Genomic DNA, 14,854 nt, shown 5'->3' with positions numbered 1-14,854 from the left:
GGTGTAAATTTAGCAGATGTGCCGTAGTAAAAAAGAATTTCGCAACAACTTTTATAGGGCTGCTGCGAAACGGATACACTCATCGACTGAAACTAAACCGATTTGGTATAGTTTTCAACTACAACTTTTCCTTTGTAAACCAGGTTGCCTTCGTGAACGTGTGCACGGTGCATCTGGTGGATTTCTCCGGTTGTTGAGTCAGTTGTCAATTGCTTTCCTGTTAGGAAGTCATGCGCTCTGCGGCTGTCGCGACGTGTACTGGAATGTCTCCGTTTAGGATGTGCCATGATACTTTATGTTCTAATGTTAATATGCTGTTTTTATTTATGGTAATATGTGGCATTGCTGCCATGATATTCAATTGTCGTTGCCCTTGATCTTTTTCAGGGCTTCCCACCGGGGGTCAACCGGAGCATCATCTTCACTTTCAGGAACGTCGTCGGTGCTTTCGGAAGAGTAAACCAAAATGCCATCTTCTCCTTCTTCATCGCTTTCGTCCTCGTCGGTCCGCAGGTCAGGGTGTATTTTCTTGACAGGCAGCGACAGGGCAATAAAATCAAAAATGTAGTTTGCTACATTCACCCTTGCCGTATTCCGGTTAATGATCTCAATCTCATCAGTCAGTTCCTCATTGTGGTCGCCGTACTTGAGAATGATGCGCTCATTAATGTCAAAATGCTCATCAAACGGTTCCAGGCTGCGGTCGCAGGTCAGGGTAAGTTCCCCTTCAATGTGGAATCGCAGCTGTATCATGGTGGCCGACTTGATCAGAACAACGTGTGTTTTGAACCGTCCGTGCTCAACAAGATCCTGTTCCAGTTCTTCAAAAAAAGCATCGCCAGATTCCATGTCATAGTCATACTGTTTGTCCTCCAAACCGTAAATGTCTATGTTGTATTTACTTAGCTCTTTCACTTTCTCTATCAAAAAGGAGTGCAAAGGTAATGCGTTTACCTAAAATAAAAAAGCTGCATTTCAATTTTGTTGAAATGGCAGATCAAACGTTTTCCTGTGAAATTCAGATTTTTCGGGCTGGATTTCCGAAGTAGGTTGCGCCAGCAGGTACGTTTTCAACAACAACCGAACCCGCACCGATACGCGCATTTTTACCTATGGTAATGCCTGAAACAATGATTGCACCCGATCCCACAAAAACACCGTCGTCGAGGCGTACACGGTCGTTGATGATCGCGCCGGTACCAATTGTGACATAATCGCCGATGTGAGAATTGGCATCAATCACAGCTGCAGTCTGCACCAGGCAGTGATGTCCCAGCACCGATTTGGGTCCGATCGTTACCCGGGCTGCGATCAGATTTCCGTGGCCGATCACAGCCATCTCTGAAATGACGGAGGTGTCGTGTATGGCATTGACAGGCATGGATTTACATTCTTCCACGAGCGTATCCACCAGGCGCTCGCGCACGGAGCGCTCACCAATTGCTACGAAAGCTTCGCATTTGGGACCGATAATGTTGAGGAAACCGGTATCATCTGTGTCGCCCAGCACACTTACTTCGCCGAATTGCTTTCCATGCAGGTCTTTATGATCATCAAGCAGGCCGTACACCAGTACATTGTTGCGCCTGAAAATGTCGAGTGCCTGAACGCCCAGGTCGCCGGCTCCAAATATGATAACGGGATTTTCCATGTTCTCCGATGGTTTTGATTTTGACAAATCTTTTTAAATAAGCATCAAAAATCAAACCTGCGGTCAAACTTGATCCCTGGCTGTTTACAAAAATGTGATCCTAAACACAAAAGGACTGGCATAAGGTGAAATATTGTTGCCGTAGTCGTCCAGCTGGTTGTTGTAGTTAAAGTTGTATAGTACCGTAAAATGCACAGCTTTGATAAACTTGCCGCCCACAGGCTGGGAATAAGCTGCACCAAGCATGGGAGAGGCAAGCCACTTGCGTACGTCATATTTGGTAAATGTATCTGTCTCCACATTCATGGCTTCCAGCTCGCCGATGAGGTTGACCATCGGAACAACTGAGTACATCAGGAATGCGCGCCCGCCATAGTAAAACTGGTTTACGCCAAAATACCTTGACTTGTAGTACATGCCCGTAAGTCCCACGCCGGCTACCAGTTTTTCGGTCAGTTCGTAGCCTGCCATAGGCGAAAGGTTAACATTCGTAACGGTTCCAAGGCTGAGCCCGAAGCTGCCGCCCAGCCGTACCCTGTCAATAAAAGGAAGCTGTTTAAAGTCCACTTCCGGTTTTTTCTCCCTGACCTCCCGGTTTTCGGCAGGCTGCTTTTCTTCGGTTACGGGATTTTCGTTGCGAAGTGAGTCGGGGCGGTAATAATCATTGTCCTGTGCGTATATAGCGTGACTGAGGAGTGTGAGCGTACAGCATGTGAACAGGAGGAGAATTTTACTTTTCATCTTAAAATCATTTATTTTATCCTAACGAAAAATACTAACGCAGAAATCCCGGATTTTGGTTTATGCCGCCAAAAGGGTTCCCCAGCGTAGTTCAACACTTTCCCCGGCGATTTATGCATTACAATATTACGGTACCTGATCCGCAGTCGCACCTTCTGAATCTTACTTATACCATCCCGGACATTAATGCTGAACAGATTGAGATCCAGCTTCCCGCCTGGCGTCCCGGCCGGTACGAAATACAGAATTTTGCCAAAAATATTCAATATATGGAAGCGCGCACAACCGGCGGCCGGCGGCTTCCTCTCTTTAAAGTCACCAAAGATCGCTGGCGGGTTGTAACAGAAGGCGAAAAACAGGTTGAAATCCATTACAGGCACCACGCTGCCATTCAGAATGCCGGCAGCAGTTACGTAGATGATGAGCTCTGGTATCTCAATTTTGTAAATTTCTGCATGTATACCGAAGGCCGGATCGACGAACCCTATACTGTAAAGCTGCATTTACCCGGCGATTTTGAAATGGCATGCGGCCTGCATAAGCTGGGGCTCAATGAGCTGGCGGCTGATAATTTTTATCGACTGGCAGACTGCCCGCTGCTGGCATCCGCCACTCTGCAGCAGCGCGGCTATACCGTCAGAGGGGTACATTTTCATATCTGGATGCACGGAAAGCTCCGTCCTGACTGGAAAAGGATTGAGCGTGATTTCAGACGGTTCTCACGTGAGCAGATCGCCACGATGGAGGAGTTCCCTGAAAATGAATACCACTTTATCAACCTGATCCTGCCCACTGCATTTTACCATGGGGTTGAGCATTTCAATTCCACCATGATCGTGCTGGGGCCCGATGATGAAGGTGAAGGACTTTACGGCGACCTGCTTGGCGTGAGCTCTCATGAGCTTTTTCATACCTGGAATGTTATCCGCATCAGACCCAAAGAACTTTTACCTTACGATTTTACCAAAGAAAATTACTTTGAAACCTGCTTTGTCGCAGAGGGATGTACTACTTACTACGGTGATCTTTTCTTACGGAGAGCGGGCATATTTGACGACGATGCCTACATCCGGGAATTGCAGGTATATATGAAGCGCCATTTCGAGAACAGCTCCCGGGCCGCCCAGTCACTGACAGAATCCTCATTCGACCTGTGGCTTGATGGATACGAGAAAGGTATTCCCGACCGGAAGGTATCTGTATATCACAAAGGTGCGCTCGCCGCCATGATTCTTGACCTGTATCTCCGTAAGGTCACCAACCACGCCAGGTCGCTGGACGATGTGATGCGCATATTATGGTCGCGTTTTGGCAAACCGTTTATCGGATACAGCCTCCATGATTATTTCAATGTTGTGGAAGAAGTAGCAGGCGAGTCCCTGGAATGGTACTGGCAGGAATGCATTCTGTCCAGCGAACCTCTTGAAAACAGGTTGAATGAAATGCTGGCCTTTGTCGGTCTGCAAATGTCGGTGTCAGACAATGGAAATGTGCAGTTGAACGTGCTCGATGATTTTCGCGCGAAGATCCACCGCGATCAGTGGCTGCATACCAAACAGGTACTCACGGCTCAGGAGCGGCAGGAGGAAGAGGAGGAGTAAGGACGCTTGCTCAGCCCAGTTCTTTTTTCAATGCGGCTTTCAGGTCCGGGAAGCTGTATTGAAAAGACGTTTCACCAGCCACACGATGGTTTACGGCATAGTTGCTTCCCAACACCACACTGGACATTTCCCCCAATGCTGCTTTCAGCAAGAAACCGGGCACATTGGGCAGCCATTGCGGTTTGTGCAGTACTTCGCAGATTTGCCTGGTAAGTACTGCATTGGTCACGGGCTGTCCGGCCACGGCATTGTAGGGACCTTCCCAGTGCTCGTTTTCCAGTGCGTCAATGTACATCCGGCAAATATCCTCAATGTGTATCCAAGAGATCCATTGTCCGCCTGACCCCAGTGGCGCACCAAACCCGAACCGGGCAGGAGCGGCTATCTGAGGCAATGCACCTCCGTCTCTGGAAAGTACCACACCGGTCCTCAGTTTCACGGTGCGCACGCCCATATCCCTGATTGCATCCGCAGCTTTTTCCCAGGCCACACATACCTGTCCCAGGAAATCAGCGCCGGGCAGGTCGCCCTCTGTAAGCCGGGTATCGCCCGTATCTTTACCATAGTAGCCGGTTCCTGATGAGGAGACAAATGCAGCCGGCCTGATGCCGCGCGCATCCAGGGTTTCGGCCAGCAGTGCCAGGGTATCTGTACGGCTGTGGAGAATATATTTCATGCGTTCCTCCGTCCATCTTCCTTCGGCTACATTGGTACCGGCAAGGTGTACCAGGTAATGAACATCTTCGAGTGCGGCCGGGTCAATGTACTTTCTGGCTACATCCCACTGGTACACCTTTACTCCGGTTACAGGCTGCGTACCACGGCTGAGGTGTGCCACTTCATAGCCTTTTTCAAGCAGAAGGGCAGTCAGCCTTTTGCCGATCAGTCCGGAGCCTCCGGTGACCACTACCTTTTTTTTCATGATATAAAAAATGAGATGTACCTGCCGGAAATGCGTAAAAAGTATTCCACTTCAATAAAGCGGATGATTGTCTCCGGGTGCTTCCTGCTCAATTGCTTTGGTGATGCGCTCCACCATTTGTTCGACAGGCTCGTCGGGCAGGAAATGCATAGGCGCCTTAAACCGGACGCTCAGACGTGTATTTCGTTTTTTTAAACGCAGCCCTTTTTTATCAAATGCTCTCCTGAAACCATTGATCACCACGGGTACTACAATGGGCTGATGTTCCCTGATAAGGTGCGCGGTACCTTTTCGGACGGGTGCAAAGGGCTTGGTAGTACCCTGCGGGAAGCTGATCACCCAGCCATGGCCGAGCCCTTTCCCGATCTTGTCACCTGCCGAGTTGTCGAGCTCGCGCTGCACATTCTCTCCATTAGCCCGCCACGAACGTTCCACGGTAATGGCGCCGCCGATGCTGAACAGCCGCGGCAGTATCCCGCCTTTCATGGTTTCGGAAGCTGCCACATAATAGCAGCGTGCACGGGGCGCAAACAGGTAAAAAGGAGGCGAAATGGTATCCTTATACCCCCATTTTACCGCACAGAAGATGTGGTAAAATGCAATAACATCTGCAAAGTAGGTCTGGTGATTGGAGAGGAAAAGTACGCCATTATCGGGCAGGTCCAGCAGGTGCTCGCTACCCTGTACCTCGATCTGGTTCACGGCGGTGTACCGGTAGTAGGTAAACCACCCCATAATGAAAATGAAGAACCTTTTGATGATCAGAAAATTACCGAAAGGGTCCTTTTCAAAAATGCCGAAAAAGTCCAGCCCGATAAGCCAACGTGGTAAAAGGCTGTAAGTTTTCTTGGAAAAATTCATAGGTTTTTTTCGTGATCCGGCTTTCTGGCCAAAGCCACAAAATGGTTTGTTCGTGGTGTCGGGCTGTAAGATAACCAATATGGTTTGTTTAAATAAAATATCCGTGCTCAGAGACATTCGCGCAGCTGTCACATACCGGATAGTGGCATGATTCTTTAAATAATTGAAGGATTAATCTTATTTTGGCCGCCTCCGTTTTGTATAACCCATTTGTTCTCTTTCAAAAAAATGAAGTACGGATTTAAGATCGTTACAGGCTTGCTCGTAGCAGGAATGTTCACCGGCTGTTCAAAAAACCCGGTCACAGGGAAGAAGGAAATTATCTTCATGTCCCAGGAAAAGGAAATTGCCCTGGGTGCCGAGTCACACCCCTCTATTGTAGCTACAATGGGGATTTATGATGACAAAAACCTGCAATCGTTTATCAATGAGAAGGGTCTGGCGATGACCAAAATCTCCCACCGACCGGATTTGCCCTATAAATTTTACATCGTCGACTCGGATGTGGTGAATGCATTCGCGGTGCCTGGCGGTTACGTATACTTTACAAGGGGTATTATGGCTCACTTCAACAATGAAGCCGAATTTGCAGGCGTACTGGGTCATGAAATCGGGCACATCACAGCCCGGCATTCGGCACGGCAGCAGACCTCGCAGATACTCGGGCAGGTAGGCTTGATGGCCGGAATGGTATTTTCTGAAACAGTCCGCGGACTGGCCGACCAGACTCAGCAGGCACTGGGACTGCTGCTGCTCAGTTATAGCCGGGAGCATGAAACGGAGTCGGATAAAATAGGCGTAGAGTATTCCAGCAAAATCGGCTACGATGCCCACCAGATGGCTGATTTTTTTGGTACATTAAAAAGAATCAGTGAAAAAAGTGGTCAGACGATCCCTACCTTCCAGTCTACGCACCCTGATCCGGGCGACCGTATGAACAAGGTGGAAAAACTGGCTACCCAATACCAGACCGAGCATCCGGCCAAATACAATGTAAACCGCGATACTTACCTCCGCAAGATTGAGGGAATCATTTACGGACCCGATCCACGGCAGGGATTTGTGGAAAAAGGCCAGTTTTACCATCCGCAGCTGAAATTCCAGTTTCCGGTACCTTCGGGCTGGCAGTACGAAAACTCGCCCGCACAGTTCCAGATGGCATCCAAAGACGGAAAGTCTATGATGTTGTTTATGCTTGCCGAGGGTAAGACGCTCGAAGCTGCGGCGGATGCAGTTGTAAAAAATTACAGTCTGCAGGTTGTAGAAAGCAATAAAACGACGATCAACGGAAATCCCGCAATTGCAATGGTTTCCAACCAGGTAGCTCAGGCGCAAGGCGGACAGGCACAGGCTGCGGCCAGCAGTGTTCAGGTAGCCACCTGGCTGATCCAGTACGGCGGCAATATATATGCGATCCACGGCGTATCGGCACCAGCCAACTTCGCAGGCAATGCAGATCAGTTCAGGTCGGTAGCCCAGGGTTTCAAGTCGCTTAGCGATGCCAGTATCCTGAACCGCCAACCCGAAAGGATCCGCATCAAGACCGTGCAGCAGGCCGGAACTTTGAAAGATGCGCTGAAAAGCAATGGTCAGCCCGATAATCGTTTTGACGAACTCGCAATTATTAACGGGATGGGCCTCAATGACAAAGTCGAAAAGGGTATGCTGATTAAAACACTCAGCAGGTAAGCCCGGGAGATATTGAACAAAAAAAGCCTTCGTAATCCATTACGAAGGCTTTTTTTGTTTGTAAAGTCAAAATGATTTCACTTCCACTTTTCCCCGAGTACCTTCATCCAGTATCCTCCCACCACCGACCGTGCCCGGAAGCCGACGGACTTTCCGTCCACGGTTTCATGCCAGTCTGACAGCGGAATGCGGTCGGGCGTTTCCATGGCATATTTGTACACTGGCTTGATAAATGCGTCAAAATCCTGCTGGTTGGTGGCCAGTGTAGCAGTCCAAATAATCCAGTCGGACTTGCTGTACGTCTTGCGGCTGTCAAGCGGGAGTCCAAAAGGCTGTTGTTTGGTCAGGTAATATTTAATCTCCTTTTCGGCAACGGTTTTCGGAAATACATTCAGTTGCAGCAGCTCGTTCCATACGATATTGTACTTCTGGCTCCATGTACCTTTTTTGTCGAAAGTCAGCGCATAATGATCGCCGTCTGTCGACAGGTCCATCCACTTTTGCGCAAATTCTTTTGTCAATGCATTTACCTCAGCAGCTTCTTTGTTGTCGCCCAGCTGCTCTGCCATTTTTGCATAACATGCCAACCCCATAATCGCCTTGATCGACAAGTTTGCATTCCGTGCAAGGTGACCGGCAAAGTCATCCGTACAAAGCTGGTTGGCTGGATCAAACCCTTCCTTTTTGAGGTAATTTGCCCATACAGACAGTGTTTTCCAATGCTTTTTAGCAAATTCCGTACTGCCTTCCGCCTTGCAGATCGCATAGGTAAGCGTCAGCATATTGCCGGATTCTTCCACCGGCATATCCTCACCATAAGTCTGTCCGTTTGCTACGGGGTACGTGCCTACATCATGTGCCGCAAATGGCTTGGTCCATTTACCGCTTTCCGAGTAATAGAAAATCGGTTCGAGCATGCCTTTTAATAATGTCGGGTTGTAGAGCAGGAAGAGCGGTGCCGACGGATAGGTCACATCCACCGTGCCGATGGATCCGTTACTGAAATTTTCCTTGGACAAAAACAGGGGAGTTCCGCTGGGGTCCGCCACCAGTTTGTGCGCAGCAATTGCCTGCCGGTAAGCAAGTACGCATAGTTCCGCATACTGCTTTCCGCCTGCCTTCAATGCATCCTGGTATACCATTTCGTCCGTTGCTTCACATTGTTTCAGGATTTTGTCAAAATCAGTGTCAGCACTTTTCAGCTCAGCATGAATATTGCTTTTTCCATCCTTATTCCACCACGGGCGCAGGTTCTGACCGAAATATGCAACCGAGTACCCGTCATCATAGCCCAGCATAATGTGCAGTGATTTTGCAGCGGTACCCACATTTTCCGAAGTTACAATCCCCATTGCGCGGGTATCTGCGGCTGCGGCAATGGTTTGGCTGGCAGTTACCGCGCCTGTTTTCGAGAATGATCTGGTCAGTTCTTCAGGCGAGCCGATACCTGCACTTTTAACACCCGACATGCCGGCTGCCAGGTAAGCGCGGCCCCAGTCAATGCGGACGTCATCGCCTTTTCTGGCCAGGAGTTTTTGCTCCACATTGCCCAGCGAAAGCAGGATAAGTCCGTTTTGGCTCTCCTTTTTACCATCCACCTGCTGACTGGCATCATTGGTAGCCCACAATCCTGAAACCGTATTCAGGATCTGAACCTGGTGCGTTTTGCCGTCAGTAGCTTTCAGCTCATATGCCACGTAGTTGACCGGGCGGGAAACCAGGTGCATGTCATTCAGGATCAATGGTGCCACAAAGCTGACTTTAAGCTGCACAGGACCTGCCTCGAAATTGTAAATGGATTGTGTGGGTTTCATTTCAAAGCTCGTTTGCTTTGCTGCGAGTACCACATTGCCACCTTTGGGGGCAATCTCGTCGGCCAGCCCGACGTCTATATAGCCCGGCCCGACGCCATTTTTGCAATGTACCGCCAGTATATTCTTTCCCTTTTTCAGCGCTTTCCGTGCTGCGGGGCTGATGGGCTTAAACTCGTAGTCACTTGTAAAACACGGCCCGCATTCATATGCAGGAACACCATTGATAAATACCTGTACATCGTCATCATGAAAAATATTCAGGGTAGGCTTTTCAAGATCGGCCGCGGCAAGGCTGAACTCCCGGCGGTACCATACTTCCTGCTGAAACTCGGTTCCGGTTTTCAGCATCGCATCGTTTTTCTCGCGGGTTGAAAATGGCGCATCACCCGACTTCCAGTTGGCGGCACTATAATCCTCCTTGTACCAGTCAGCCGATGCGGGCTGCTCGGTAGTGAATCTGGAAGTGTAAGCTGCTTGCTTTGCGACCGGTAAAATGGTTTTCATCACAGGCGCAGCTGCACCCATAAAGCGATACGTTTTGCCGTCCACACGAATGAGTCCTTCCATAGGCTGTGACTTTCCCGTCCAGTGTTTGGTAGCGGAGCCGGCCAGCTCGTCACCAAATGACCACACACTGGTATAAGGGTCAATGGTTACGAGAGGTGTAGCGGGTGGGCGGAAGGTTTGGGCAGATGCAGTAAGTGCTGCGCAAAGGAGCAGGCAGGCAGACCAGAGTTTAGGCATGGGAACAGGTGTATTTTTGAAAATAAAAAAGGGATCCGAATCGGATCCCAAAGAAAAGGCTTAAAACGCAAATGTCTGAGCAGGCGCTTATCATTTCCCGAATGCCGCTTTCCCGCTGTCCAGGAATGCGGCAAAATGGGCGGGATTTAGATCATAATTTTTGGGTGCCACGAGCAGCTTGCCCTCGTGGTCCACGAGGCAGTAGTGCGGCTGGGCATTGTTGTTGTATTTCACGATCTGCAAATCGGCATTTTGTGCTCCTATCGTCTTTTTGACTTTGTTGTCGTAGCTGGAAGTATACCAATCCGATTCAGGCAGCTCGGTTTTATCATCGACATACAGGGCCACAATCACATAATCGTTGCGTAGTCTTTGTAAAACAGCCGGGTCCACCCATACGCGGGCTTCCATTTCGCGGCAGTTAACGCAGCCATGACCAGTAAAGTCGATAAATACGGGCTTATTGACCTTTTTGGCATAAGCCAGGGCTTCTTTGTAATCAAAAAAACCTTCGAGCTCATGCGGCAGATGGAACAGATCGGAGTACTTGCCCGAGATGCCCGCAGTAGCAGGCCCAGTGCCGGATGATCTTTTATTTAAATCAAAGTCCAAAGTAGACTGGGGCGGGAGGTAGCCTGCCAATGCTTTTAAAGGCGCACCCCACATGCCCGGGATCATGTATGTTACAAAAGTAAAAGTGACGATCGCCATCAAAAGTCTGGGTACGCTCACATTTTCCAGGGCTGAATCATGCGGGGTCCTGATTTTTCCCAATAAGTAAAAGCCCAGCAAGCTGAAAATCACGATCCAGAATGCCAGGTAAATTTCACGGTCGAGCAGTTCCCAGTGGTAAACCTGATCGGCTATGCTGAAAAACTTCAATGCCAATGCCAGTTCAAGAAACCCGAGACAAACCTTGACGGTATTAAGCCACCCGCCCGATTTCGGCAGTGATTTGAGCCACTGCGGAAACAATGCAAAGGAGGTAAACGGGATTGCAAATGCAGCCGAAAACGCTGCCATACCCACAATCGGCTTCACTACTTCGCCCCCGGCGGAGGCTACCAGCAGGCTGCCCACAATCGGGCCGGTACAGGAAAATGACACCAGTACCAGTGTAAATGCCATAAAGAAAACCCCGGCATATCCACCCTGGTCAGCTTTCTGATCCATTTTGTTTACAAATCCGCTGGGCAGTACAATTTCAAATAATCCCAGGAATGACAGCCCGAAAAGAATGAAAATCCCGAAAAAAAGCAGGTTGGGCAACCAGTGCGTGCTGAGAAAGTTAGCAAATGCAGGTCCGTTCAGCCTGGATACGACGGTACCTATCAATGTATAAATGAGGATAATGGATGCTCCGTACAGGAATGCTTTGAATTTTCCTTTCTGCTGGTTTGTAAAATAGCTCACCGTCATCGGAATGATCGGGAAAACGCAGGGAGTAAGCAATGCAACAAGTCCGGACAGAAAGGCTGCCAGTGCAAATGCCCACAGGGAGCCGCCGGCGGCTGCGCTGCCGGAGTCGGACAGCGGCGCTGCGGCCTTTGCGTTTTTTGACGTATCGCTCCGGGCGGATTGGGCGGTAAATTCCGTATCTACGGGTTGACCGGCGGCTGTGGCCGTAACCGGCTCTGCAACTTCCGAGCCAGCGGCTCCCGGAGTGGATACTCCCGGAGCGGTAGCTCCCACTGATGTGCCTTCCGGCGCGCCTGCTGATGCCACTACTTTCAATCCCTTGAATTCAAAATCGTCGTTTCCGGGAATGCAGAGCCCCGTCACGTGGCTGCAGGTCTGGTATTCGGAAGTGCCTTTGATGAGTGGCTGGTCGGAAAGAACTTTAATGGTTTGCGTAAAAACACCTTTTTTCTCAAAATAACGCACATTTCCATTCCAGACTTCTTCAAACTTGGTTTTCGGATTTACCGATTTCAGCTTACCGACCGGCTCAAAGGTTGCATTTTTTTCAAACGTGAAAGAAGTAAGCATCGGGCCCAGATCAGGGTCGAAGTCGGAAGCATAGAGGTACCAGTCTTTGTCGATGGTTGCCGTAAAAACAAGATCAACCGTCTCACCTTTTTTTACTTGCGGTTTTGAAAACGTGTAGGTCCATTTGGCTTTTGCCGTTTGCAGCTGCGCAAGCGTCAGCAGTGGAAGGAGCGTGAATAATGAGAGAAGGAGGATGGTAAAACGTTTCATATTATATCTATTAAGTCAATAGACTTCTTAGTTCGTTAGTAAGTGAACGTAATTTTGCCAAAAAAATTCAGCTATTAAAATTACCGTTTTGTCCCGGACAGCTTTCGTTTATTTTTGCCAGCTTTGAGCCAAATCCAAATTCCGTTTTCATGTCACAACCCTTATATGTAATCAAGATCGGCGGCAACGTGATCGATAATCCGGAAGCCTGTTCCCGTTTTCTGCGGAGCTTTGCACACATAAAAGGCCCTAAAATCCTGGTGCACGGCGGAGGAAAGATCGCCACACAGATCGCCGCCCGGTTGCAGATCGAGACCCGGATGGTAGAGGGCAGGCGTATTACCGACAAGCCCATGCTGGACGTGGTTACCATGGTTTATGGCGGATTGGTGAATAAAAACCTGGTGGCCCAATTACAGGCACTCGGCTGCAATGCCATTGGGCTTACCGGTGCCGACGGTGGCATTATCCGCTCGGTCAGGCGACCTGTCAAAACAATCGATTACGGCTTTGTGGGCGATATTGAAGCGGTAAATGGCGAACAGATCCATGCAATCCTGGGCAGCAGCCTCATTCCTGTGATTGCGCCGCTTACGTACAGTACCTCGGGCGACCTGCTCAATACCAATGCGGATACAATGGCATCCGTAACAGGTGTGGCCATGTCGGAGTTTTATGAAGTAAATCTGATTTATTGTTTCGAGAAAAAAGGGGTGCTATCCGACCCGGACGATGACACAGCTGTCATTGCAGCGCTCAACCTTGACTCCTACCACTTCTATAAATCGACGGGAGTAATCAACAAAGGCATGATACCCAAGCTTGATAATGCATTTGATGCATTGCAGGCAGGTATCTCAAAAGTCATGATCTGCCATGCCGATGATCTTATTGAAGCCATTGACTCAGAGGCAGGTACAGCAATTACGCTGTAAATCTTGTAAATTTAGGAATCCAATTCCTAAATTTACAAGATGATTCCTCGCGCGACTATTCGCAGCATGAAATAGACCTGCTCATCCGGGATGGTGTTGACCTGAAAGCGGTTGAAATCAAGTCGGGCAAAACAATCCAGCCCGACTTTTTTAAGGGATTAAAAACCTTTGAGAAAATGGCTCCCGCTGCCAGCGCTCACCTCGTGTACGGGGGCAATGACTTTCAGGCAAGAACCGGCGCTACTGTGTATCCAGTCAGTGACTTGGGGAAATTGGCGTAGTTTGCAGGATGTATTTATTAAATTTTTTTAAAATAAATATACTCTTGCTAAATTGCATGAAAAACCCACTCTGTTCCAAATGTTGTTTCGAAAAGGCCTTTGTTTAGTGCTTTTGATTTGGTGTGATGTATGCCTTGGTCAGGTTCCGGAATTTTATAAGGACGTTCAGCCGATTATCCATACCAACTGCGTACCCTGCCACCGTACCGGCGAAGCAGCTCCTTTCCCGCTGATTACCTTTGACGATGTCACCAAACGTTCCAAGTTTATCAGGCAGGTAGTAAGCTCGCGCTACATGCCTCCCTGGAAAGCCGACAATCATTTTAATTCTTTTGCAAATGACCGCTCCCTGAGCGATAAGGATATCAAGACCATTGTTTCGTGGATTGACGGCGGGGCACCCAAAGGTAAACCAAACCTGAAAGCTGAACAGGATCTGCAGGCACGTGTCAGCGCGGGTACTGCCTACAAACGGAAGCCCGACCTGACGCTGAAAGTCAAAAGCGGCTTTCAGGTAAAGGGAGATGCCCAGGAACGTTTCGTGATGTTCAAAATTCCTTTTGAGATGGCGGCCGACGCCAACGTGGAGGCTGTCGAGTTTACCTCCAACAACAAGAAACTGATTCACCACGCCAACTTTGCTATTCATCCTGTTGCCGATCCGGCTATCGACCTGCATAATTCCGTGGATGTGGTCGACCTGAGCGGTCCGGATGCTGATAAGTACTACGAGTGGGTGAAGTACAAGAAAGAAATGACCTACTACGGCGGCTGGATCCCGGGTACTACCGTGGAAACCTATCCCGAAAATATGGGCTGGATCATGCCTAAAAGGGGAGTAGTACTGGTAACTGTCCACTTCGGACCGTCGTCCGTGGATGCAGAAAGTATTGACGGGATTAATCTGTTTTTCAAAACGACCCCGATCAAGCGGAAAGTAAAGGTGATCAGTCTGGGATCGGGCGGGATAGGTGAAAAAGACATTACGCCTCCCATGATGATTTTTGCAGATGAGATCTCAAAGTTCCGGCTGCGCATCGCCAACAACCAGCCCGACATCTCGCTGCTGTACGCCTGGCCGCATATGCATTACCTGGGTAAAGAGTTCAAGGCCTATGCCACCACTGCGGCAGGCGACACGATCAGGCTTGTGCATGTACCTGCCTGGGATTTCCGCTGGCAGGAAATTTACAAATACAAACAACCGCTGCTGCTGCCCAAGGGGGCGGTAGTGCATGTGGAGGGTACCTACGACAATACCAAAGACAATCCGGCCAATCCGCACAACCCGCCACAACTCGTCATGTCTACCGGGAACATGCGCAGCGACCAGGAAATGATGACGCTGATCCTGATGTATGTGGAGCATGAGGCAGGGGACGAAAACCTGTTTTTCAAGTGGAACTGAGCTTTTTT

Annotated in this window: 13 protein-coding genes; 5 read left to right on the top strand and 8 right to left on the bottom strand. The window is 49.3% G+C overall.

Annotated elements, in window-relative coordinates; genetic code table 11:
• Window positions 1-92: 92 nt before the first annotated feature.
• The 4 genes from rpmF to HWI92_RS17190 form a co-directional block, all read right to left on the bottom strand.
• On the bottom strand, window positions 93-287 hold the full coding sequence (gene rpmF, locus HWI92_RS17205; protein ID WP_204657550.1) for a 50S ribosomal protein L32: 195 nt from the start codon (window positions 285-287) through the stop codon (window positions 93-95).
• A 70-nt stretch (window positions 288-357) separates the two neighbouring features.
• Window positions 358-939 carry a YceD family protein gene (locus HWI92_RS17200; protein WP_229248191.1) on the bottom strand — a complete coding sequence of 194 codons (582 nt, stop codon included), beginning with the start codon at window positions 937-939 and terminating at the stop codon, window positions 358-360.
• A gap of 79 nt (window positions 940-1,018) precedes the next feature.
• Window positions 1,019-1,651 carry a NeuD/PglB/VioB family sugar acetyltransferase gene (locus tag HWI92_RS17195; RefSeq protein WP_204657548.1) on the bottom strand — a complete coding sequence of 211 codons (633 nt, stop codon included), beginning with the start codon at window positions 1,649-1,651 and terminating at the stop codon, window positions 1,019-1,021.
• A gap of 84 nt (window positions 1,652-1,735) precedes the next feature.
• Complete coding sequence (locus tag HWI92_RS17190) at window positions 1,736-2,392, bottom strand: hypothetical protein (RefSeq protein WP_204657547.1); 657 nt, start codon at window positions 2,390-2,392, stop codon at window positions 1,736-1,738.
• A 113-nt stretch (window positions 2,393-2,505) separates the two neighbouring features.
• On the opposite strand from HWI92_RS17190, the gene HWI92_RS17185 reads away from it, so the two are divergent.
• Window positions 2,506-3,993, top strand: coding sequence for a M61 family metallopeptidase (locus HWI92_RS17185; RefSeq protein WP_204657545.1), 1,488 nt, complete (start codon window positions 2,506-2,508; stop codon window positions 3,991-3,993).
• 10 nt (window positions 3,994-4,003) lie between these two features.
• Here the strand turns inward: HWI92_RS17185 and HWI92_RS17180 are convergent, their stop codons facing one another.
• Together HWI92_RS17180 and HWI92_RS17175 are read right to left on the bottom strand one after the other, a co-directional pair.
• Window positions 4,004-4,915, bottom strand: coding sequence for a TIGR01777 family oxidoreductase (locus HWI92_RS17180; protein WP_204657543.1), 912 nt, complete (start codon window positions 4,913-4,915; stop codon window positions 4,004-4,006).
• A gap of 51 nt (window positions 4,916-4,966) precedes the next feature.
• The gene (locus HWI92_RS17175; RefSeq protein ID WP_204657541.1) at window positions 4,967-5,776 is read right to left on the bottom strand and encodes a lysophospholipid acyltransferase family protein; all 810 of its coding nucleotides are present in this window, start codon (window positions 5,774-5,776) and stop codon (window positions 4,967-4,969) included.
• A gap of 228 nt (window positions 5,777-6,004) precedes the next feature.
• Between HWI92_RS17175 and HWI92_RS17170 the strand changes: the two genes are divergently transcribed.
• Complete coding sequence (locus HWI92_RS17170) at window positions 6,005-7,465, top strand: M48 family metalloprotease (RefSeq protein WP_204657539.1); 1,461 nt, start codon at window positions 6,005-6,007, stop codon at window positions 7,463-7,465.
• A gap of 77 nt (window positions 7,466-7,542) precedes the next feature.
• Here the strand turns inward: HWI92_RS17170 and HWI92_RS17165 are convergent, their stop codons facing one another.
• Window positions 7,543-10,023, bottom strand: coding sequence for a glutaminase family protein (locus HWI92_RS17165; RefSeq protein ID WP_204657537.1), 2,481 nt, complete (start codon window positions 10,021-10,023; stop codon window positions 7,543-7,545).
• Between the two features lie 90 nt (window positions 10,024-10,113).
• Entirely contained in the window at window positions 10,114-12,222 is a 2,109-nt protein-coding gene (locus HWI92_RS17160; RefSeq protein ID WP_204657535.1) for a protein-disulfide reductase DsbD family protein, read from the bottom strand.
• 149 nt (window positions 12,223-12,371) lie between these two features.
• Between HWI92_RS17160 and argB the strand changes: the two genes are divergently transcribed.
• The 3 genes from argB to HWI92_RS17150 all read left to right on the top strand — a co-directional run bounded on the left by argB (window position 12,372) and on the right by HWI92_RS17150 (window position 14,846).
• Window positions 12,372-13,157 carry an acetylglutamate kinase gene (argB, locus tag HWI92_RS17155; protein WP_204657533.1) on the top strand — a complete coding sequence of 262 codons (786 nt, stop codon included), beginning with the start codon at window positions 12,372-12,374 and terminating at the stop codon, window positions 13,155-13,157.
• 17 nt (window positions 13,158-13,174) lie between these two features.
• Window positions 13,175-13,438: a DUF4143 domain-containing protein gene (locus HWI92_RS25725; RefSeq protein WP_510186004.1), complete on the top strand. Its 264-nt coding sequence runs from the start codon at window positions 13,175-13,177 to the stop codon at window positions 13,436-13,438.
• A gap of 106 nt (window positions 13,439-13,544) precedes the next feature.
• Window positions 13,545-14,846, top strand: coding sequence for a c-type cytochrome (locus HWI92_RS17150; RefSeq protein ID WP_229248190.1), 1,302 nt, complete (start codon window positions 13,545-13,547; stop codon window positions 14,844-14,846).
• The last annotated feature ends 8 nt before the right edge of the window (window positions 14,847-14,854 follow it).

The sequence above is a fragment of the Dyadobacter sandarakinus genome, assembly GCF_016894445.1.
GTDB classification, from domain to species: domain Bacteria; phylum Bacteroidota; class Bacteroidia; order Cytophagales; family Spirosomataceae; genus Dyadobacter; species Dyadobacter sandarakinus.
This window is presented reverse-complemented; position numbering and strand designations above follow the sequence as displayed.

Excerpts from the sequence above, each read along its gene's own strand:
- rpmF (WP_204657550.1), bottom strand. The coding sequence starts at position 287 with ATGGCACATCCTAAACGGAGACATTCCAGTACACGTCGCGACAGCCGC.
- HWI92_RS17195 (WP_204657548.1), bottom strand. The coding sequence starts at position 1,651 with ATGGAAAATCCCGTTATCATATTTGGAGCCGGCGACCTGGGCGTTCAG.
- HWI92_RS17190 (WP_204657547.1), bottom strand. The coding sequence starts at position 2,392 with ATGAAAAGTAAAATTCTCCTCCTGTTCACATGCTGTACGCTCACACTC.
- HWI92_RS17185 (WP_204657545.1), top strand. The coding sequence starts at position 2,506 with ATGCATTACAATATTACGGTACCTGATCCGCAGTCGCACCTTCTGAAT.
- HWI92_RS17180 (WP_204657543.1), bottom strand. The coding sequence starts at position 4,915 with ATGAAAAAAAAGGTAGTGGTCACCGGAGGCTCCGGACTGATCGGCAAA.
- HWI92_RS17175 (WP_204657541.1), bottom strand. The coding sequence starts at position 5,776 with ATGAATTTTTCCAAGAAAACTTACAGCCTTTTACCACGTTGGCTTATC.
- HWI92_RS17170 (WP_204657539.1), top strand. The coding sequence starts at position 6,005 with ATGAAGTACGGATTTAAGATCGTTACAGGCTTGCTCGTAGCAGGAATG.
- HWI92_RS17165 (WP_204657537.1), bottom strand. The coding sequence starts at position 10,023 with ATGCCTAAACTCTGGTCTGCCTGCCTGCTCCTTTGCGCAGCACTTACT.
- HWI92_RS17160 (WP_204657535.1), bottom strand. The coding sequence starts at position 12,222 with ATGAAACGTTTTACCATCCTCCTTCTCTCATTATTCACGCTCCTTCCA.
- argB (WP_204657533.1), top strand. The coding sequence starts at position 12,372 with ATGTCACAACCCTTATATGTAATCAAGATCGGCGGCAACGTGATCGAT.